Below are 19,718 nucleotides of genomic sequence, written 5' to 3'. Positions count from 1 at the left end.
TGGCCAAGCACACTCGAAGAACTACAAGCAACACATGCTGGCCGGTGGGAGGTCTGGCGAGAAGTTCTCGATGATGGGAGCCACGGCGATTGGTGCGCGGAGCGGATTGGTGACGGCGCGGTCGTGAGAAGTCCCTATTGGGAGCTGCTGTCACCGTCGATTGATCAGTATGACCGGCAGCACTTGAGTCTTCGGTGCCTGCCGGAGGCAGAGAGGCTCGCCGACAGCGCGGAACCGGGCAACGGATCTGGCGAAGCAATCATGACCTAGAAGTGGGACGGCCCCGGAATCGCGGTGGTTGGACACCGGCCGGGGCCTTGATCGCATGGAGGTGCGACCCGTGAACAACTCTAAGACCTACACGACCTACCTGACCCCGTGGCAGTACGGATCTCTGGTGACGTACCGGAAGGCGGAGGATGAAGATCGGGTCATTCATCTGCTGCGTCTCGGGCTGGATCTCCAGGCGATCGGTGTCGGGTTCAGTGTGCATTCTCTGCGTGAGCATGAGGTGTACCTGACGGTTCCGGGTGCGGGCGGCAACAGGCGGATCATGGCCGCTCGGTCCGGTGATGAGTGGTGGTTCACCTGGGGTGTTGGTGCGGAATCGTGGGTGCGGGCGTTCGATGAGGACGCTGCGTGGGTCGTGCTGGGCGGGATCGCGTGATGGGCGGCGTCCGGTTCGAGTTGCGGCACGTCCGGCTGGTGAAGCTGACGTTGCCGGGGCAACTGTGGGCGGTGCCGGTGGCGCGTCGGTGCGTGGCGGATGCCATGGCGGGCCGGGGTCATGGGGCGGACGGTCGGGAGCTGGTGAAGCTGCTGACCTCGGAGCTGGTGACGAACGCGGTTGTGCATACGGCGTCGGGGGCTGGCGGGGAGTTCACGCTTGAGGCGTTTGAGGAGCGGGTGCCGGGCGGGCCGGTGTCGGTGGTCGTGGTGGTGTTCGATCAGGGGTCGGTGTCGGTGCCTCGGGCGCGTTCGGCAAGGGCGGAGGAGTCTTCGGGTCGGGGGCTTGCGTTGGTGGCGGAGTTGGCCGTGTCGTGGGGCTTCCGGCTGGATACCGATCGGATGCGGGGCTCGGTCTGGTTCGAGGTGGCGCTGTCGGCGGAGGGGTCGGGAGACGGGGCGGCGCAGGATTCGGCGGCGGTCGGGCGGGGGCGTGAGCTGGCGGCCGGGGGTGTGCGGTGAGCGGTGGCGCGGTGCAGGTGGGCGAGTGGGCGAAGATCGTGGGGGTGGAGCACTCACCGCCGGAGACGCAGCGTCATCGAGCGGAGTTGGTGGGGTGCCTGGCGTTGGTGACGGGTGCTGCGCCGGGAGACTCGTTCGCGTACGTGCGGCTGAGTGAGGCGGTGCTGGATGGGCGGGCGGGGACGCCTCGGCGGCGGTGGCTGGTGGCGTGGGAGGACCTGACGTATGAGGCGGAGCCGGTGAAGCTGGTGCCGCTGGAGCTGGGCTACCAGCTTGGTGCGCAGGGCAGCGGGCGGGGGCGGGTGAGTCACGCGGTCGAGTACGGCTCACGGGAGGGGGCGGAACGTGCGGTGGCGGTGTGCGGGAGCGGGGTGAAGCCGCTGTTTATCGACGACTGGCCGTTGCCGTTCTCGGCGGATGATCAGTATGCGTGCGCTGCCTGCGTGGCGGTGTATCGCCGGGGTTGAGCTGGGCGGCGGCGCGGCGAGTAGGGCGTTTCATTCGGAGGGGTGTGAGCGTCCGATCTCCTGTGTCGTCGTCCTGGGGGCGCGGGTGGCGGGCTGGTCGTGGCGGCTTGGCCTGTCATCCGTGTGAGACGTTCGGTGCCACGCTGTTTTCACGGACATGGGCAGTGTGGTGCCGGGCGGGTCGGAGTGGTGACGTGTGGTGTGCTCCTCTATCGCCGTAACCGGTAGGGATGACGGGCCTCGTGCGGGCTCGGCGTCATTGCTTCGATGAGGTACGGCAGCGCGGTTGGTCTCTAGGTGGCGCCCTAGGAGACCGTGGCTCTAGCCGCGCTGCCGTATCGACATTCGCTCGGACAGAAGGGAGCGTACGGTCATGGCGAAAGGTGACAAGCCTCCGCCCTGCGATGTGTGCCTCGGCGCACAAGGCGAGTGGATGGAGCAGAACGGCGAGAGGGGTAAGAATCGCGTGTGGGTGCCCTGTACTGCGTGTGGAGGCACGGGAACTAAGTGACTGATCGCATCACGTGTCCGGAGTGTGAGGGGCGAAAGGGTGACCGCATCGGGCCCTTGTTCTTCGCATGCCGTTTTTGCGGCGGTCGCGGGTGGGTCGGCGGCGACTTTGAACCAGCCGAGATGGGCGAGGAGTCGCCGCCTGAGCCTCCGGCCGCCTGGGAGCATCGCGTTTGGCTTGATCCTGTGGTCGCGGAGAGTTTCGAGTGCCGCGTCTGCCTGGATACCAAGGAAGTTGTTCAGATAGACGACGCGACCAGGCGCATGATCAAGGCGGCGTGCATCTGCGTGGCTCCGGAGTGATCAGACGTGCGTGCACGAAGAGGCGTCGTCAACGTCGTCGTCGTACGTAGCGTGCAAGGGGCCGCAACCTTTGCCCTTCGGGCCGGGTTGCGGCTCTTGTGCGTTGCGGGATGCGTGGGCGCTCTGCTGCGTTCGGCAATCGGTGCTGTGGCAGGTAGGGGCTATGGCGGGGAGCGTCGCCCGCCTGCCGTCTGAATCGCCGTAGGCGACCCGTTAGGGCAGTGGAGCGCATGCGGAGCTGGTTCGGCCGGCGGGTGGCGCGGCGCGTCCAAGACTACGTGAGCGCGTCTCGGGACTGCTTTCGTGATCTCGAATATTGGCGTTAGACAAAACCCCCTCCTATATTGAGATAGGAGGGGGTTTGGCGATCCCCGCTTGCTCGGCTAATGGCGGGTGGATTGCCTAGAAGTGTCTAGCATCCCTTCGCTGCCCCGATGACAATCGCGCCTGGACTGTCAGCCCAGTCTGGCACCTCGCCATTGCTGTAGGGATTGATGCAGTATGTCCATCCCGAACTCGCATACTGGCGGTAGTAGACTCGCCTGGAGCACTGGTTTTCGTAGAAATAGATGTTCGTGCTCCCGGCGTAGGTCCCCGCACTGCAGGTTAGGGTGATAACCGGACGAGCCAGGTGGTCCTTGGCGATGAAGTAAGACGCTGCGATCGAGTCCGGCTCTGGTGTCTGGGCGTGAGCTGAAGGCGTTGATGCGAGAGCGACGGCGCTGAATGCGCCGATGGACAGTGCGATTGCGCGGAGCTTCATTCGTGCCCTTCTCTTGCTTATGTTCGCGGGACGCAGAACTCCACGTACCGTACATCGAAGAAAAGAGGTGATCAAGATCGAATAGGTGATCGCTTCGCTACTGAATGTAGTCACCTGGGATGGTTAGCGCAGGACGTATGCGTCAACGAGACCTTCCGGCCATAGCCTCTGCAAAGGGCCTGGATCGCTCGTCAGAACGGGCGCATTATACCTTTTCCCGGCATCTCCTACAATGGCAGCAATTATCGATCTGTGCGGTGGCTTAAGGTGCCCTTTGCGGGCGAGCATAATGATGGTGTCTACGGTATCCGAGGTGTCAATTAGGCTGGTTGCCGGAAGATTCATCAACGCCTTGACCGCGCCGTATTCGCCATCTTCGATGCGCGAGAGTCCTGCGACGAGGGAAACAGCGGGAACTATGAGCTGGATATGCGAGCTCAATTGAATAACGGCCTCAACGTACTTGGCCTTACCGCTGGCCAGGTCAGAAATTGCAAAGCAGTCAAGAATTCGCGATGTGGCCATTAGAATATCCTGTTAGTGCCGGAGTGCGGCCAATTTAGCCACCTTATACCGTGTAATGTGTGGAGGTTCCCCGCACATCCTAGTACGAGCCCTGCCTGCGCCTCGGGGACGGATCCGGGTAGGGGGCGAGACGCGACCAACCGGCGCTGCGGGCCTGGATGCGATCGGGAGCGTGGGGCCTATCGGCGTTCGGCAACCGGTGCTGTGGCAGGTAGGGGCTATGGCGGGGAGCGTCGCCCGCCTGCCGTCTGAATCGCCGTAGGCGACCCGTAGGGCTGCGGAGCGCATGCGGAGCTGGTTCGGCCGGCGGGTGGCGCGGCGCAGTCCAAGATCACGTTTACCCGTCCCGCGGCTGCTTTTCGGGATCTTGGTCGGATGGTCTTGGCGGGTAAGGGTGGTGTGTAGGGCGCTGCCCGGGGCTTGGCCGCGCGCCGGAGGGCCCGCGCCGCGAACGGCCGGAGGCCGCATGCGCAAGGCGCGGGCCCTCCGGCGTGGGTGCGGCCGGTTTGCCCCGGGCGGGCGGCGCTGTGCGCCGCCCTTGACCTATATAAGAACAATTCAGCAATGAGACGCGGGCGGGTCGTGGGGCGGGGGTGGGTAGGAGGGTGTTGGGCGCGCTGCCATGAAGCAGCGCTGCTCTGGGCGGTGGATGGCCGGGGCCGGTCTGACGGTTGCGCGGCTGTGGCGGGTGCCGTCGTGGGGAGGGCCGTGGGCATGGGAGCGCGCGGCCCTCTCTCGCTGTGTGCTGACGGGTACAAGGGCGGCCGGTAGTCGGTTGACGCGGGATGTGCCGGTCGCCCTTGCCCCCACGTGAGGTCGGCTCCCCCTCCAGAAGCCGACTTCGCACCACTCATTGTTACCACGCGGGTGGTTTGGGTGACGGGCGAATCGCCGTGCTGAGTGCCCTTGGGGGGAGCATGAGCGCGAGCGTGTGTGGGTGTCGGCGCTCATGCCCCGGGGCGGTCGGCTTCTCGTCACAACGCGACCACTCCCTTCTGTGTAGCACGCCGTGACAGGCTGCGAACAGGCGCTTGCCGAATGTTGACCTGCGGCGCTGTGCCGGGGCACGAAGTGTCCCTAGCGGTGGTCGGCCCGCGCTGGGGTTCCCAAATGATTGTGATCTTTGACGTTGGTGCTGCCCGTGGCGGGGTGGTGGGCTCGCGGCGGCTGCAAGGTGCGGAGCTGAAGACAGTGTGATGCAGATCACACAGTTGTGGCAGTGATCTAACAGTGCCGCTTAAACCCCGCCTTAAGCAGGGTTGGAATGGCGTTTTCGCAGGTCAGAAAGGCGCAAACCGGGTGATCTGCACAGAATCTAGACAGGATGTAGACGTCGCGAGCTGATTTTGTGTCTCGGACCGTAGACCGAAATGAGGTAGGTGAGAGTTAACGCACAATCGCACTTTCGTTTCCCTTGTGGCGGTCTGAGCTGCGTGTTAGACAGATAGCTCGAACGTGCGCGCGAGAGGAGAAGGCGTGAGTTTACGAGATCCGATTCCGGTGGAATGCCGGGCCGTATTTCAGCACGGGGTGTATGTGGTCGGGCCGGTAACCCCGGTTGCGGACTTTGACGCGCCTGTGCGCGGCACGCAGAAGCGCGACCCGGAAACGGGTGAGCCGGTGTGGCAGGTGCCGGTCATGGACGCGGACCCGGAGACGCGGGCGGCGGACAAGACGATTGCGGTCAAGATCACGAGCGCGCTGGAGCCGGTCGTCCCTCCGGTTCCGCCGCAACTGCTGGCGCTGGGCCTGCAAATGGTTCCGATCGAGTTAGAGGGTCTAACGGTGCGGCCCTACGTGCCGGACGGTAGTTCGCGGATCGCCTGGACCGTGCGGGCGCGTGGTCTGCGGCTGGCGGGAACGCCGGTCGCGGTCAGGGAAGAACGCGCGGCGGGGACGCATTCGCGTCCGGCTGCTGGGGGCAGCGCGTAGCGCTGTCCTGCTTGTGGGCGCGGAGCGCCTGCTTGCGGGTGGGCGCGTAGCGCCTACTGCTTGTGAGCGGTGGTAAGGCAAGAGGCAAGGCAAGTCCCGGTGGTGAGGTGTCCCGGGCAGAGTGGTGACCCCGGCCGGGCCGGGTGAGGTGGGCAGGTTGGCCGCCTAGGAGATCGCGCCCTGAGGCCGCACGAACACGGCGGAGACCGGATGCAGCGACTCGGCGGAGCCCCTTGACCCCCTCTTCGTAGCAGGACGCGGCGGCGTGGGCTGCCGCGTGCCTGATCTTCATTCATCGACGTGTGGCGACGCTGCGCGCCCTGGTGCCCCTCGTGTGGGCGGCCGGTGGCGGCGGCGTGGTTGGCATCCCGTGATGTCGGATGCGTGTGCGCGCTGGGGTGGGGCTTGGCGCGGTGAAGGCTCGTGTGCGGTGTCGGGATGTCGCCTGCCCGGAGAGAGGCGACAACCCCATGATGTTACGGAGAGTTAGCGGAGAGACAGCGGAAGACTTCGCGAGCGACAGGCCGGACGGCCGGTTGCACTGGCGTCCTACGGCGATCAAGACGCCTGCGGCGTTCGTCCTGGCGATCTGGCTGTGGCGGCTGGTGGCCGGGCTGGTGAAGACGGTGTGGCGGCATCCGGTCGCCTGCGCCCTGGTGGTGGTGCTGGGTGGGTACGCCTGGCTGGTCGGCTGGCGCGGGGCGCTGGTCTGGTACGGCAGCATCACGGTGTGGCTGGGCGTGTTCGTGCTCCTGCATCGGCGCGGGTTCATGTTCCTGGTCGGCTGGCCGTTCGTGAGCTGGTGGCGCTGGCTGTGGGTGTATCGGCGGCGCTGGCACGGCACGCTGATGGTCGCCGGGCTGGCGGGCCGCGTCGGCGGACGGTCGTTCGTGCCGGATCTGGTGAAGGTGCGGGCCGATCGGTGGGCCGACACGGTGACGGTGCGGATGCTGCGCGGCCAGTCACCGGAGCTGTGGGCACAGCGCACGGTGAACCTGGCGCACGCGTTCGGCAGTGTCGCGTGCCTGGTGCGGGTCAAGCGGCCGGGCTGGCTGCTGCTGGTGCTGCAACGCGGTGACCGCCTGGCGGCGGTGATCGCCGCGCGGCCTATCCCGCTGACGGTGGGCGTGGGGCCGGTCGAGATCGGGATCGACGAGCACGGCCGGGTCTACCGGCTGGCGGTGCACGGCACCCACGTGCTGATCGTCGGCGCGACCGGTTCGGGCAAGGGCTCGTGGCTGTGGGGCATCGTGCGCGGGCTGCTGCCCGGGACTGCGGCCGGGCTGGTGGAGCTGTGGGGCGTGGACGCCAAAGGCATGGAACTCGGGTTCGCCGAAGGGCTGTTTCGCCGCTACGCGCTGCGGGGTGAGGCGGCGGTGGAGCTGCTGGAGCTGGCGGTTGCGCGGATGCAGAAGCGGGCGGAGCGCTACCGGGGCGTGACGCGTCGGCACGTGCCCACGACGGACGAACCGTTCGTCTTGGTGATCATCGATGAGGTGGCGTTCCTGACGGCCTATGAGCCGGATCGGGATCTGCGGCGACGGGCGCTGGCGGCGCTGGCCACGCTGACGTCTCAGGGCCGGGCCGTGGGGTTCGGCGTGGTGGCGGCGCTGCAGGACCCGCGCAAAGAGGTGCTCGACATCCGGCATCTGTTCCCGGACAAGATCGTGCTGCGGGTGGAGGAAGCCGATCAGGTGGATCTGGCGCTCGGCAAGGGCGCGCGGGAGCGGGGCGCGCGGGCCGATGAGATCCCCTACAACCCGGATGACCGCAGTGTCGGGTCGGGGACGGGCTATGTGCGGCTGGAGGGCAATCCGGAGCCGCTGCGGGTGCGGGCCGGGTGGGTCGGTGACGGCGACCTGAAAGAGATGGAAGCCGAGTACGGCCGGGCCGTGGAGGCGCTGGACCAGCCCACCGAGACGAAGGTCATCAACCCGGGGCCGGCCGTTACGACACCCCCTCTGAGCTGGGGAAACGGCGATGAGGGCGACGGATGCGAGGTGGAGGAGCGGGGCCGCGCGGGCGGGAAGCGGCGCAGGGTCAACGGCAGTGAGCGGCCGGGCGGTAAGCGAGGCAAGCGAGGCAAGGGCGGTAGGCGACCCAAGGACGGCGACAAGGGCGGGGAGTGGTGATGAACGTACGTGAGCAACTGCTGGGGCTGTCCTGCGGGGCGTGCGGCGGTGAGGACATGCTCTGGCTGGATCTGGGCCTGCTGGTGGTCGAGTGCGCCGCCTGCCAGGCGCGTGCCCGGGTCGAGATCGACGGCGCGGACGGTAACGGCGGGTGCCCGTTCAAGACGCGGACCAGCGGGGGGGCGCAGTGAGCGGCGAGTACGTGCGGGAGGTGCTGCGGCTGGAGACGCTGCGGACGCTCGCGGACGTCAAGGGCGTGTGCATGCGTCCGATCGCCTACCGGGTGATCGACGTGCGCAACGGCACCCACAAGATCATGAACGTGTCGTGCGGGGCGCGGCGCGAGACGGTCTGCGGGCCGTGTGCGCGGCGTATCCGTTCGGCTCGGCAGCAACAGTGCCGGGAGGGCTGGCACCTGGAAGAAGAGCCGGAGCCGCTGGCGGGGCAGGCCGGGCGGGAGCGGGAGTGTGAGCCGCAGGAGGCGGCGTGGCTGGGTGAGCATCGGGCGGAGCTGGTGGTGCTGCGGGATGCGGCGCTGGCGGCCGGGAACGCGGGTGAGGCTGCTGACTGGGCGGCGGCGCTGATCGGGCATGAGGCGGAGATGCGGTGGCTGGGCGTGCGCGTCGGTGAACGGGCGGCCAGTGACAGCGCGGAGGAGTCGGAGTCCGGGACGGCAGGGGGTCAGACGTCGGCGGCCGATGCGGGACGGGCGGGTGACCGGGTCGAAGCTGCGGTGAGCGATGCGGCGGCGGCCGGTGAGCAGGGGCCGGGACGGCGGGTGCGCTCCACCTCACGACGGCAGGACGCCCCGGACTTGCCGCGAAGGGCGGTGGAGGCGGGCACGCTGGGCCGGGCCTTCACCGGTCGCGAGGGGCGCACGTTCCGGCCGAGCATGTTCATCACGCTGACGCTCCCCTCCTACGGCCGGGTGCGGGACGGGGCGCCGGTCGATCCGGCCGGGTACGACTACCGGCAGGCCGCGCGGGATGCGATCCACTTCGGCAGGCTGATCGATCGCTTCATTCAGAACCTCCGGCGGGTGGCGGGCTATCAGGTGCAGTACTTCGCGGTGGTCGAACCACAAAGACGGCTGGCTCCGCACCTGCACCTCGCCATCCGGGGCACGATTCCCCGGGCGGCGGTCCGTCAGGTGGTGGAAGCCACCTATGCACAGGTGTGGTGGCCGCGAACCGATGAGGCGGTGTTCGACGGCGAGAACACGCCGGTGTGGATGCCGGACGCGGAGTGCTACATGGTGCCCACGACCGGGGAGGTCCTGCCCACATGGGAGGAGGCGTTAGACGCGCTGGATGACGACACGGATGGGGAGCCGCTGCATGTGGCGCGGTTCGGCAGTCAGCTCGACATTCAGGGGGTGCTGGCCGGGAGCCCGGACGCGGACATGCGGGTGCGCTACCTGACCAAGTACCTCACCAAGAGCATCCGGGATGTGGCCTACCCGGAGACGGGCGATGAGTCGAAGGAGGCGGAGGGGCAGGAGGGCCGGGGCAAGAGCGCGTCGCGGCGGCGGGCGCACGCGTGGCGGATGCTGGAGGAGCTGCGGTGGGAGCCGTGCAGTCCGGGGTGCGCGAACTGGCTGCGCTACGGGGTGGCTCCGAAGAATGCGCGGGCGGGTCTGGTGCCGGGCCAGTGCCGGGGGCGGGCTCACCTGGGCGTGCACATGGGGTATGCCGGGCGGCGGGTGCTGGTCTCGCGTCGCTGGTCCTCGCGCACGCTGGGCGGGCTGATGCGGGAGCGGCGGGCCTGGGTCGCCGAAGCGCTCGGCCTGCGTGACGAACTCGGCCGGGATGCTGATCCGGGCCGGTATGTGTGGGTGCGGCTGCAAGGGCGCGACCCTGACATGCCGTCGCTGGCTAAGCGGCTGATGACGCTGCTGTCAGAGCACGAGCGCAACCGGAAGGCGCTGGAGGCGGCGCGGGCTGCGGAACAGGATCGCGGTGATCCGGGCGGGCACGCCGGGCCGGGTGGGGACGGTGGAGAGGGGGCGTCGTGACGGCGCGTGCGGGCCGGTCGGATGCCCGTAGGGCACGCGGAGCGCGAGCTATTGGCGAGTCCAGCCGGCGCGCTGCCGGGCAGGTGAGACGCGGTTTCGAGTCACGGGTTGGGGCTCGGATCGGGCTCATCTGGGGACGGCTGACGAAGACAAGGAGCGGCCGGTGATGCGCGGCGGGCAGGACGACGCGGCGGCGGGGGTCGCAGCGGGAGGGCGCGCCGAAGGCACCGATCAATCCCTGACCGGTGGGGGCGCTGGGGTTGCTGGTCGGCGGTGGCCAGCGAGCGCGGAGCCTCGGGCGGGTGGGCGGGCCGACGACAGCGTGGGGCAGGGCCCGCCACCCGATGATGATCTTGATCGGGGGACGGAAGCCGGGGCGGACGGTGCGGGGCAGGCCGGGCAGGGCGCGCCGGTCATGCGCACGGGTGGTCCTTCGGCTGAGGTGCTAGCGCGGGTGCGTGATCAGGCTCGGCGTGATGCCCGTGCGTCGTCGGCTGCGGATCGGGAGGAACGCAACCGCGCGTTGACGGTCCTGGTAGAGAGTGTACGGCGGGCTCGATCGTCGAAGTGAGCGAGTGGTGGAGCCCTGCCCCTGGCGCGGTGGGGCAGGGCTCTTGTGGGGTGCGGGATGCGTGGGCGCTCTGCTGCGTTCGGCAACCGGTGCTATGGCAGGTAGGGGCTATGGCGGGGAGCGTCGCCCGCCTGCCGTCTGAATCGCCGTAGGCGACCCGTAGGGCTGCGGAGCGCATGCGGAGCTGGTTCGGCCGGCGGGTGGCGCGGCGCGGCCAAGATCACGTCTACCCGTCCCGGGCTGCTTTTCGTGATGCTCCGGCTCGATGGGCTAACGGCCGATGATGTCGATGCAGTCGGGCGGGTAGGAGGCGGGCGTCCAACGGCCCTTGCGCGGGAGCGGGTGCACCATGACGTGATCGACGTAGCGGCGCACGATGGCGGCCCGTGCCTCGACGGTGGCAGGGGAGGTGTCCAACCACGCGGCGATGACGTCGTCTTTGCGGGTGTTGACGTCGCGTTCCTTGGCGAACTCCTGGCCCATCTCGCCCTTGCGCGTGTCGATCTCCATGCGGAGATCACGCATGCTCTTCCCGGCGTCGGCAACGGTCCATCCGCTGTGCGGGTCCTTGGAGGCGTCGCGAATCTCGGCGATGCGCTGCTCACGCCACGTGATCTCACCGCGTAGCCGCTCGATCTCTGCTGAGTCGCTGGCCTGGGTGCGGGCGGTGGCGTACTCCTCTTCGATGCGGGCGATGACGTAGGCGGAGATCAGCTCATCCATCCAGTTCTTGTTCCGGCCGATCTTGCCGCATCCGCCGATGCCCTTCGCGCACACGTACATGTCCTGTCGGGTGCCTCCGGGCTGCTTGACGCGCATCTTGGCCGCGCACAAACCACAGATGATCACTCCGCTGTTGGGGTGCTTGCGCGGAGCGTTCGCCCGGCTGTCACCTGCGCTGCGCGCGGTGTCGCTGGTGCGTTCCGCCTGGCGTCGCTCGCTGGGGGTGGGCGGGTACTTGCCCATGAGCCGTTCCCACTTGTCTACCTCGATCACCTTGGGCCAGACACCTGCCCCGATGATCTCATTGCCATGCGCCACGAGCCCGGCCCGGGTTGGCTTGACCAAGGCTCGCCTGACCTCGTCGCGCGTGACCCACGGGGTGCCGTTCAGGCGCATGAACCCCTCGGCGTTCCAGAAGTCCATGATGGCGGTCAAGCCCGCGTCACTGAGCGCCATGTCCGCGCCCTGGTTGAGGTAGTCCACGGCTCGCTGATCAAGGTGAGTCAGGTAGCCGATACCCCGGTCGGGATCGGGTGCGAGGTAACCGAGCACATGGTTACCGCCGTGTGAAAGGCCGTTGGCGCGGCGCTCCTCATGCTTGCGGGCGACACGCTCCCCGATGCGCTCGGCTTCGCCTGCGTCGGCGGCGGCCAGGATCCGGCCTAGCATCCGGCCGTCGGCGGTCGTCAGGTCGATGCTGCCGGACTTGACCGACTCCAGCCGAACCCCGGTCGTCTCGACCAGCTTGATGATCCGCTCATACTCAGCGGGCCTGCGCGTCACTCGGGAGTTGGACACGTAGGCGATCATCTGAATCTTCCCGGCTTCGGCGTCGGCGATCATCTGCTCGAAGTCCGGCCGCCGCTTCCTGCTGCGGGTCGACGCGCCAATGTCGTTGTCGCAGTACCGGCGAACCTCGGTCGCGCCTTTGCCGATCGCGAGCTTGGTGGAGTCGTCGTCTTGACGCCTGACGCCTAACTCCAGCCCTTCGGCGTCATCGGAGATCCGGGTATACACCCCGGCCACGAGTGGCGGCCCGACCACGAGCGGGGTCTCTCCGTCGAGCGGCCAGACCTTGATACCGCCACCGACCAGCGAAGTCATCATGTGCCCCTTTCCCGTCGATTTCTCCTTAGAGGTCCTATTCTAGTCGTCGGCAAGACCACCGCCGTGGAGATCCTGGCCACCCTGAAGAAGCCCGACGCCGGTGAAGCGCGGGTCAACGGCTTCGACCTGGCCAGGCAGTCCGGCGAGATCCGCATGTCCATCGGCGTCACCGGCCAGTTCGCCGCCGTCGACGGCTATCTGACCGGCGAGGAGAACCTGCTCCTCATGGCCGACCTGAACCACCTGTCCAAGCAGGAGGGCCGCCGCAGGGCAGCCGAACTGCTGGAGCGCTTCGACCTGGTCGAGGCGGGCAAGAAGGTGTCGACCACCTACTCGGGCGGCATGCGCCGCCGCCTGGACCTGGCGATGACGCTGGTCGGGGACCCGGCGGTCATCTTCCTGGACGAGCCCACCACGGGCCTGGACCCGCGCAGCCGCCACACCATGTGGCAGATCATCCGCCGGCTGGTCGCGAACGGCACCACGATCTTCCTGACCACCCAGTACCTGGAGGAGGCCGACGAGCTGGCGGACCGCATCGCCGTACTCGATCATGGACGGATCGTGGCGGAAGGCACCGCGGAGGAGCTCAAGCGGCGCATTCCCGGCGGACACGTGAGCCTGCGCTTCGCCGACCCGCGCGCGCTGCGGGCGGGGGAGCTCGCGCTCAGGGCGGCGGGCGAGGTGAGCGCGGACGAGGACGCGCTCACGCTGCTGGTCCCGAACGACGGCAGCTTCCGCGCGCTACGCGCCCTCATCGACCGGCTGGACGGCGCGGCGGTCGAGGTGGAGGAGCTGTCGGTGCACACCCCCGACCTCGACGACGTCTTCTTCGCGCTGACCGGCCACCCCCACGACTCCCAGAAGGAAGCCCTCCGATGAGCTCGACGACCCTCGCCATGCGCGACTCGATGACGATGCTGCGACGCAACCTGCTGCACGCCAAGCGGTATCCGAACATGACGCTCTCGGTGGCGTTCCTCCCGATCTTCATGCTGCTGCTGTTCGTCTACGTCTTCGGCGGGGCGATCGGCAAGGGCCTGGCGACCGGCGACTACGTGAACTTCGTGACCCCCGGCATCCTCATGATGGCCACCATGTCCGGCTCGGTGGTCGTGGCGGTCTCGGTCTCGGTGGACAAGACCGAGGGCATCATCAACCGGTTCCGTACGATGCCGATCTCGCGGGCCTCGGTCATGACCGGGCAGGTGGTCGGCAGCGTCATCCAGACGATGATCAGCGTGGTGCTGGTCACGCTGGTGGCGTTGCTGATCGGGTTCCGGCCGGCGGCGGGGCCGCTGGGCTGGCTCGGGGTGATCGGGCTCCTGCTGCTGGTGGCGTTCGCGATCACGTGGATCTCGGCCGCGTTCGGGCTGATCGCCAAGGGCGCGGAGACGGCGAGCAATATCGGGCTGCCGTTCCAGTTCCTGCCCTTCCTGGGCAACGCGATCGTGACGCCGGAGTCGATGCCGGCGGGGCTGCGGTGGTTCGCCGAGTACCAGCCGTTCACGCCGATCATCGGCACGCTGCGCGCGCTGCTCATGGGCCAGCCCGTCGGCGGCCAGGGGCCCGTGGCGATCGCCTGGTGCCTGGCCGGGGCCTTCGCCGGATATTTCTGGGCACGTTCGGTTTTCAACCGCCGGGCGGACAGCTGACGCGCATACTCGGGCCATGGAGCCGAGGACCGAAGTACTCGACCTGCCCGACGGGTATCGCACCCATCCGCAGACCATCACCCTGACCTGGGACGAGGTGCGGGAGAAGCTCCGGGCCGCCCCCAGCTACTGGCTGGCGACGGCGCGCCCGGACGGCCGCCCGCACGTCGTCCCGGTCGACGGGCTGTGGGTGGCGGACGCCTTCTACTTCAGCGGTGGCGACCAGACCGTCCACATCCGCAATCTGCGCGCGAACGGCCATGCCTGCGTCCACCTGGAAGACGCGACCGAGGCCGTCATCGTGGAGGGCACGGCCACCTGGACCACTCCCGACGCGGACCTGGCCCGCCGCCTGGAGGCCGCCGACAAGGAGAAATACGGCTACGGCGCGTTCCTGCCCGAAGTCTGGGCCCTGCGGCCGGAACGTGTCCTCGCCTGGAACAGCCTCCCCGAGGACGCCACCCGCTTTACCTGGACATGACAGTTGTCATCCCCAGCCTGTGACGCGGCGGACTAACCGCGCGGGCGCCCAACGATCATGCTGAATCTCATGAGACGACCATTGATCGCGACCGTCGCCGCCGTCGCCGCGGCCCTGTACCTCGGCGGCGCACCGGCCGCGGCCACCACGGGCGAGCTCGACCGGCGCGAGCTGAGGCAGTCACTCAACGCCGTCCACGCCGCGGGCATGTACGGCATCTACGCTCAGGCGCGCGCCGGCCGCCAGGAATGGGCGGGCGCGTCGGGTGTGGCCGACGTGGAGACCCGTCGTCCGGTACGGCCCGGCCTGCGCCACCGGATCGGCAGCATCACCAAGACGTTCGTCGCCGTGGCCGTCCTCCAGCAGGTCGAACGCGGCCGGATCGACCTCGACGCCCCGGTGGCCCGCTACCTGCCCGGCCTCATCCCCGGCGAACGCGGCCAGAAGGTCACCATCCGGATGCTGCTCAACCACACCAGCGGCATCTCCGACCACGTCGCCGGCGCGTTCCCCTCGCTCCTGGAGGGCTCGACGAAGAGCCTGGACGACAACCGTTTCCGCACCTTCGCCTCCGAGGAACTGGTGAAGCTCGGCCTGGCCGCCCCCTCGTACGGCGAGCCGGGCGCCCAGCCGGGCTCCTACTCCAACACCAACTACGTGATCGCCGGGCTGGTGCTGCGGAAGGTCACCGGAATGAGTCCCGAGGACTACATCACCCACCACGTGATCAGGAAGGCGGGGCTGCGGGAGACGGCCTTCCCGCGCTCGCCGTACATCCGGGGGGCGCACTCCAAGGCCTACGAGAACATGTACGGCTGGATCGACCCGCCGCGCGACTACAGCGTGTACAACATGTCGTGGGCCGGAGTCGCCGGGAACCTGGTCTCGACCATGGACGACCTCAACTCCTTCTACCGGTCGCTGCTGCGGGGCGACCTGATCGGGCCGGCGTCGCTGGCCCAGATGAAGACGACGGTGAAGGTGGCGGTGGCCGGGTTCGCCATGGACTACGGGCTGGGGCTGTATCCGCTGGACCTGCCGTGCGGGCGGTTCTGGGGGCACGACGGCGGGGTGTTCGGGATGGGCACGCAGTCGCTGATCAGCGAGGACGGGCGGCGGCAGGTGTCGTTCGGGATGAACCTCATGAAGTACCAGCGCTTCGACGAGAACGGGCAGATGCTGCCCAACGACATCGACCCGGCCTTGGGCTCCTTCCTGCTGAAGGGCGCCTGTGGCACGGACACCGTCTTCAAGTCCGCCCAGCCCTCCTTCCCGCTCCTGCCCACCTCCCGCTGACACCCGCTGACGTCGGAACCCAGGCCCTCCGGGCGGGGTTCCGAGGTCCGGGAGGGGCGCAGAGGCCGGAGGCAGCGAACCCCGAGAGACCGGGCATCCCGTAGGAGCCCGGAAAGCCCGGAGGCCCGGAGGCTGGGAGCCCGAAACCCGGGGAAGCGCGGAGGCAGGGTGCCCGGTAAGGCCGGAGACCGGGGGAGCCCGGAGGCCGGCTGCCCGGGGAAGAAGGGCGTGGAAATCCCGGGAGTAGGTCAGGGGGTTCGGGGGTGGCGGAGTTCTTCGGTGGCGGCCTGGTAGGCGTCGGTGGCCTGGGCGAAGTAGCGGAACAGCACCGCCCGATCCCCCTCCGTCATCCCGTCGAACACCTCTCCGAGCCGCCGCCGGGTCCCGGCGAGCACCTGCTCCAACCCCTCCGGCCGCGTCACCGACTCCACGATGACCTTGCGCCGGTCGGTGGGGTCCGGCACGCGGCGCACGAGCCCGCCCTTCTCCAGCCGGTCGATGAGGCGTGTGGTCGCGCCCGTGGTCAGGCCGGTGCCGGCGGCCAGGTCGCCGGAGGTCAGCGGACCGGACAGGTCGAGCAGGTTCAGCGCGTAGTAGTCGGTGGCGTTGAGCCCAGCCGCCTCCGCCGTGGCCAGCGCGTTGATCACGGCGGCGCTCAGATAGCGGCGGAAGATCTTGCCGGGGTCCGATGACATGTCTGCACCGTAGCAGATAAATCATTTGTGCAACTACTGCACCAGGGAAGATATCACGACCCAGCGCAATGAAGGAAATGTGGCTATTGTGCCTGGGTGAGCGCAATCTTCCGCCTGTGTGAGCAGTACATCCTGAGGGCGGCAGCCCTGGACCCCGTCGAATCCGTCTACCTGGGCATCGTCGGCGACTTCGGCGTGGCCACCGACTACAGCCCCGACGGCCACGCGGCCAGGCAGGAGCTGGTCCGTGACACCCTGGCCGAGCTGAGCCGCTTGGCCCCGGCCTCCGACGCCGACCGCAGGGCCGCGGCGCACCTGCGCGAGCGGCTGGAGGCGCAGGCCGCCGTCTACGCGATCGGCGAGCCGTACCGGGATGTCAGCTCGCCCTTCGGGCTCGTCTCCGGGCTCAGGGACAGCATCGACCTGCTGCCGCGCAACAATGACGAGCAGTGGCGCGCCATCGCCGCGCGCCTGGCCGCCGTCCCCGGCATGCTGAACGGCTGGCGCACCACCCTCGACGCCGGCCTGGAGCGCGGGCTGCGCGCGGCGCGGCGGCAGGCGCTCGGGGCCGCCGACCAGGCGGAACGCTTCGAGGGCACCCACGACGACCTGATCGCCGGCTACGGCGACGGCCCGGTCGCGGGCGAGCTGGCCGAGGCCGCGCGCAGCGCCTACCGGGGCTACGCCGAGACCGCGCGCTACCTGCGCGAGCAGTACGCGCCGCGGGCCGACGAGCGCGACGCCGTCGGGCCAGAGCGCTACGCCGTCGCCGCCCGCATGCAGCTCGGCGACGAGATCGACCTGCGTGACGCCTACGCCTGGGGCTGGGCCGAGCTCGATCGCATCGAGGCGGAGATGGTCGCCGAGGCCCGCGCGATCCTGCCCGGCGCCACCGTGGACGAGGCCACCGCCCACCTGGACTCCACCGAGTACGTGGTCGGCCCCGACGCGTACCTGGCCTGGCTGAAGGATCAGCACGAGCGGGCGATCGCCGCGCTCAACGGCGCCCAGTTCGACATCCCCGAGCAGCTGCGCACGGTCGACGTGGTGCTCGCGCCCGGGTCCACGTCCGCCGCGCCGTACTACACGCAGCCCAGCGAGGACCTCTCACGGCCGGGACGGACGTGGTGGCCGCTCGGCGGGCGGGAGAAGTTCGCCACGTGGAGCGATCTGACGACGGTCTTCCACGAGGGCGTGCCCGGCCACCACCTGCAGCTGGGCGCGGTCGCCGTCGCCGGTGACAAGCTCTCGCGCTACGCCAAGATGTCCTGGGTGGGCGGCCATGGCGAGGGATGGGCCCTGTACGCCGAGCGGCTGGCCGACGAGCTGGGCTGGCTGACCGCCCCCGGCGCCCGGCTGGGCATGCTGGCCGCCTCCGCGCTGCGCGCCGCCCGCGTGGTCATCGACATCGGCGTCCACCTGGAGCTGCCGCTGCCCGACGGCTCGCGCTGGACGTTCGAGAAGGCCTGCGAGGTGCTGCGCGAGCGCGGCAGGGCCGAGGCGCACAAGGTCCACCCCGAGGTGCTGCGCTACTTCGGCTGGGCCGGCCAGGCCATCTGCTACAAGCTGGGTGAGCGCGCCTGGCTGGAGGCGCGGGCCGAGGCGCAGGCCAGGCCCGGCTTCGACCTCAAGGCCTGGCACACCGCCGCGCTGGACCTCGGCCCGATGGGCCTCGGCACCATGCGCGAGGAACTGGCGAGGATCTAGACACGAGTACGGCTCGCGCCTCAGGGGGGAGGGCGCGAGCCGTACGGGCCGGTGGGTCAGCGCAGTTCGCGCTTGAGGATCTTTCCGGAGGCGGTCATGGGCAGCTCGTCGCGGAACTCGACACTGCGCGGGTACTTGTAGGCCGCCATGTTCTCCTTCGACCAGGAGATCAGCTCGTCCTCGGTGATGGTCGAGCCGGCCGAGCGGATGACGTACGCCTTGATCTCCTCGCCGTGCGACTCGTGCGGCACGCCGAGAACGGCCACCAGCGAGACGTCCGGGTGGGACATGAGGACCTCTTCGACCTCGCGCGGGTAGACGTTGAAGCCACCCCGGATGATCATGTCCTTGGCCCGGTCGAAGATGGAGTAGTAGCCGTCGGCGTCGCGGGTGGCGATGTCGCCGGTGCGGAACCAGCCGTCGTTCATCACCTCGGCCGTGGCCTCGGGCCGGTTGTAGTAGCCCTTCATGATGTTGTGGCCGCGGATGGCGATCTCGCCGGGGCCCTCGCCCCCGACCGTGTTCCAGTCGGCGTCGATGAGCTTCATCTCCACGCCCCAGATGGGCGTGCCGATCGTGCCCGGCTTGGTGGGCCGTCCGAGCTGGTTGAAGCTGGCCACGGGAGAGGTCTCCGACAGGCCGTAGCCCTCAAGGATGCCGATGCCGAACGTCTTCTCGAAGTCGTTGAGCACCTCAAGGGGCGAGGCGGCGCCGCCGGCGACCGCCACGTTCAGCGTGGTCGGCACCTCGGCGCCGTCGGCGTGGATCTTCGTGAGCATGGCCCAGTACATGGTCGGCACGCCGGCGAAGAACGTCACGCCTTCCTTGCGCATGATCGCCAGCGCGTCGCCCGGATCGAAGCGGGGGAGCAGCACCATCGTGGCGCCGCGCAGGAAGCCGGTGTTCTGGATGACGGTCTGGCCGAAGGAGTGGAACAGCGGCAGCACGCCCAGGTAGACGTCGCCCCCGTCGCTCCTGGGGAACATCTTGTCGCAGACCATAGTGTTGAGCAGCATGTTCTGGTGGCTCAGCTCGGCGCCCTTGGGCTGGCCGGTGGTGCCGGAGGTGTAGAGGATCACCGCGGTGTCGTCCGGCGCCGTCTGCACGGTGGCGAACTCGCTGGACATGCCGCCCAGCGCCGCCCAGATCGACTCGCCGTGCTCCGACTCGGTCGCCAGCGCCGTGGCGGGCAGCACGAAGAAGTGCTCGCAGCCCTCGGTGGCCTCGAACCCGGCCTTGCCCCGCGCGCCCAGCGGCAGCTCGGGCGTCCCCTCGAAGCAGAACAGCGCCTTGGCGTCGCTGTCGGCGAGGTGGTAGGCGATCTCCCTGCCCTGGAGCAGCACGCTCAGCGGCACCACGGTGGCGCCGGCCTTGAGGATGCCGAAGTAGATGAAGGAGAAATAGGGCAGGTTCGGACAGGCCAGCGCGACCTTGTCCCCCTTGCCGATGCCCCGTGAAACCAGCAGATTGGCCACTTGGTTGGCCACGTTGTCGACCATCGAGTACGGCAGTCGCATGTCGCCGAAGACGATGGCCGTCTTGTCTGGCGCGTTCCTCGCGCTGTCCTCCAGGACGATCGACAAGTTGAGCATGGAAGAGCTTCCTCCCTCGGGCCGGCTTGCCGCCATCTAAGCAGGCGATGCATACCG

At 68.7% G+C, this 19,718-nt stretch carries 16 protein-coding genes; 12 read left to right on the top strand and 4 right to left on the bottom strand.

Annotation, left to right across the window (positions count from 1 at the left end):
* The first annotated feature begins 340 nt into the window (after positions 1-340).
* Genes ACIBKY_RS28585 through ACIBKY_RS28575 form a run of 3 tightly spaced genes read left to right on the top strand, consistent with a single transcriptional unit; the run spans position 341 to position 1,655 of the window.
* Positions 341-667, top strand: a complete 327-nt coding sequence (locus ACIBKY_RS28585) for a hypothetical protein (protein ID WP_397101167.1) — start codon at positions 341-343, stop codon at positions 665-667.
* A complete protein-coding gene (locus tag ACIBKY_RS28580; protein WP_397101165.1) occupies positions 667-1,188 on the top strand; it encodes an ATP-binding protein in 522 nt (173 codons plus the stop codon). Before ACIBKY_RS28585 ends, ACIBKY_RS28580 begins: the two co-directional genes overlap by 1 nt.
* On the top strand, positions 1,185-1,655 hold the full coding sequence (locus ACIBKY_RS28575) for a hypothetical protein (RefSeq protein WP_397101163.1): 471 nt from the start codon (positions 1,185-1,187) through the stop codon (positions 1,653-1,655). Before ACIBKY_RS28580 ends, ACIBKY_RS28575 begins: the two co-directional genes overlap by 4 nt.
* Positions 1,656-3,354: 1,699 nt before the next feature.
* Here the strand turns inward: ACIBKY_RS28575 and ACIBKY_RS28570 are convergent.
* On the bottom strand, positions 3,355-3,756 hold the full coding sequence (locus tag ACIBKY_RS28570; protein ID WP_397101161.1) for a hypothetical protein: 402 nt from the start codon (positions 3,754-3,756) through the stop codon (positions 3,355-3,357).
* A 1,476-nt stretch (positions 3,757-5,232) separates the two neighbouring features.
* Between ACIBKY_RS28570 and ACIBKY_RS28565 the strand changes: the two genes are divergently transcribed.
* The 4 genes from ACIBKY_RS28565 to ACIBKY_RS28550 all read left to right on the top strand — a co-directional run bounded on the left by ACIBKY_RS28565 (position 5,233) and on the right by ACIBKY_RS28550 (position 9,834).
* Entirely contained in the window at positions 5,233-5,688 is a 456-nt protein-coding gene (locus ACIBKY_RS28565) for a plasmid replication, integration and excision activator (RefSeq protein WP_397101159.1), read from the top strand.
* A gap of 536 nt (positions 5,689-6,224) precedes the next feature.
* Complete coding sequence (locus ACIBKY_RS28560) at positions 6,225-7,820, top strand: FtsK/SpoIIIE domain-containing protein (RefSeq protein WP_397101157.1); 1,596 nt, start codon at positions 6,225-6,227, stop codon at positions 7,818-7,820.
* Positions 7,820-8,011, top strand: coding sequence for a hypothetical protein (locus tag ACIBKY_RS28555; protein WP_397101155.1), 192 nt, complete (start codon positions 7,820-7,822; stop codon positions 8,009-8,011). The genes ACIBKY_RS28560 and ACIBKY_RS28555 overlap by 1 nt, the downstream gene beginning before the upstream one ends.
* On the top strand, positions 8,008-9,834 hold the full coding sequence (locus ACIBKY_RS28550; RefSeq protein ID WP_397101153.1) for a replication initiator: 1,827 nt from the start codon (positions 8,008-8,010) through the stop codon (positions 9,832-9,834). Before ACIBKY_RS28555 ends, ACIBKY_RS28550 begins: the two co-directional genes overlap by 4 nt.
* Positions 9,835-10,675: 841 nt before the next feature.
* Here ACIBKY_RS28550 and ACIBKY_RS28545 read toward each other — a convergent pair.
* Positions 10,676-12,232 carry a recombinase family protein gene (locus ACIBKY_RS28545; protein ID WP_397101151.1) on the bottom strand — a complete coding sequence of 519 codons (1,557 nt, stop codon included), beginning with the start codon at positions 12,230-12,232 and terminating at the stop codon, positions 10,676-10,678.
* A 66-nt stretch (positions 12,233-12,298) separates the two neighbouring features.
* Between ACIBKY_RS28545 and ACIBKY_RS28540 the strand changes: the two genes are divergently transcribed.
* The 4 genes from ACIBKY_RS28540 (at position 12,299) to ACIBKY_RS28525 (ending at position 15,667) form a co-directional block, all read left to right on the top strand.
* Positions 12,299-13,117: an ATP-binding cassette domain-containing protein gene (locus ACIBKY_RS28540; RefSeq protein WP_397101149.1), complete on the top strand. Its 819-nt coding sequence runs from the start codon at positions 12,299-12,301 to the stop codon at positions 13,115-13,117.
* Positions 13,114-13,890 (top strand): ABC transporter permease, encoded by a 777-nt coding sequence (locus ACIBKY_RS28535; protein WP_397101147.1) that lies wholly within the window; start codon positions 13,114-13,116, stop codon positions 13,888-13,890. Before ACIBKY_RS28540 ends, ACIBKY_RS28535 begins: the two co-directional genes overlap by 4 nt.
* Positions 13,891-13,906: 16 nt before the next feature.
* Complete coding sequence (locus ACIBKY_RS28530; RefSeq protein WP_397101145.1) at positions 13,907-14,371, top strand: pyridoxamine 5'-phosphate oxidase family protein; 465 nt, start codon at positions 13,907-13,909, stop codon at positions 14,369-14,371.
* A gap of 69 nt (positions 14,372-14,440) precedes the next feature.
* A complete protein-coding gene (locus ACIBKY_RS28525; protein WP_397101143.1) occupies positions 14,441-15,667 on the top strand; it encodes a serine hydrolase domain-containing protein in 1,227 nt (408 codons plus the stop codon).
* Between the two features lie 248 nt (positions 15,668-15,915).
* On the opposite strand, the gene ACIBKY_RS28520 is transcribed toward ACIBKY_RS28525, so the two are convergent.
* Positions 15,916-16,362: a MarR family winged helix-turn-helix transcriptional regulator gene (locus tag ACIBKY_RS28520; RefSeq protein ID WP_397101141.1), complete on the bottom strand. Its 447-nt coding sequence runs from the start codon at positions 16,360-16,362 to the stop codon at positions 15,916-15,918.
* A 96-nt stretch (positions 16,363-16,458) separates the two neighbouring features.
* Here ACIBKY_RS28520 and ACIBKY_RS28515 point away from each other — a divergent pair, with 96 nt between their 5' ends.
* Positions 16,459-18,069 carry a DUF885 domain-containing protein gene (locus ACIBKY_RS28515; protein WP_397101137.1) on the top strand — a complete coding sequence of 537 codons (1,611 nt, stop codon included), beginning with the start codon at positions 16,459-16,461 and terminating at the stop codon, positions 18,067-18,069.
* A gap of 56 nt (positions 18,070-18,125) precedes the next feature.
* On the opposite strand, the gene ACIBKY_RS28510 is transcribed toward ACIBKY_RS28515, so the two are convergent.
* Complete coding sequence (locus ACIBKY_RS28510; protein ID WP_397101135.1) at positions 18,126-19,661, bottom strand: long-chain fatty acid--CoA ligase; 1,536 nt, start codon at positions 19,659-19,661, stop codon at positions 18,126-18,128.
* Positions 19,662-19,718 lie beyond the last annotated feature (57 nt).

This window comes from Nonomuraea sp. NPDC050394, assembly GCF_044459065.1.
Lineage (GTDB): Bacteria > Actinomycetota > Actinomycetes > Streptosporangiales > Streptosporangiaceae > Nonomuraea.
The sequence above is the reverse complement of the archived record's forward strand: the minus strand, read 5'-3'. Positions and strand labels throughout refer to the sequence as shown.

What these genes read in the sequence shown, in the direction of transcription:
- ACIBKY_RS28555 (WP_397101155.1), top strand. Translation starts at nt 7,820, where the DNA reads ATGAACGTACGTGAGCAACTGCTGGGGCTGTCCTGCGGGGCGTGCGGC.
- ACIBKY_RS28545 (WP_397101151.1), bottom strand. Translation starts at nt 12,232, where the DNA reads ATGACTTCGCTGGTCGGTGGCGGTATCAAGGTCTGGCCGCTCGACGGA.
- ACIBKY_RS28530 (WP_397101145.1), top strand. Translation starts at nt 13,907, where the DNA reads ATGGAGCCGAGGACCGAAGTACTCGACCTGCCCGACGGGTATCGCACC.
- ACIBKY_RS28510 (WP_397101135.1), bottom strand. Translation starts at nt 19,661, where the DNA reads ATGCTCAACTTGTCGATCGTCCTGGAGGACAGCGCGAGGAACGCGCCA.
- ACIBKY_RS28580 (WP_397101165.1), top strand. Translation starts at nt 667, where the DNA reads ATGGGCGGCGTCCGGTTCGAGTTGCGGCACGTCCGGCTGGTGAAGCTG.
- ACIBKY_RS28525 (WP_397101143.1), top strand. Translation starts at nt 14,441, where the DNA reads ATGAGACGACCATTGATCGCGACCGTCGCCGCCGTCGCCGCGGCCCTG.
- ACIBKY_RS28535 (WP_397101147.1), top strand. Translation starts at nt 13,114, where the DNA reads ATGAGCTCGACGACCCTCGCCATGCGCGACTCGATGACGATGCTGCGA.
- ACIBKY_RS28570 (WP_397101161.1), bottom strand. Translation starts at nt 3,756, where the DNA reads ATGGCCACATCGCGAATTCTTGACTGCTTTGCAATTTCTGACCTGGCC.
- ACIBKY_RS28520 (WP_397101141.1), bottom strand. Translation starts at nt 16,362, where the DNA reads ATGTCATCGGACCCCGGCAAGATCTTCCGCCGCTATCTGAGCGCCGCC.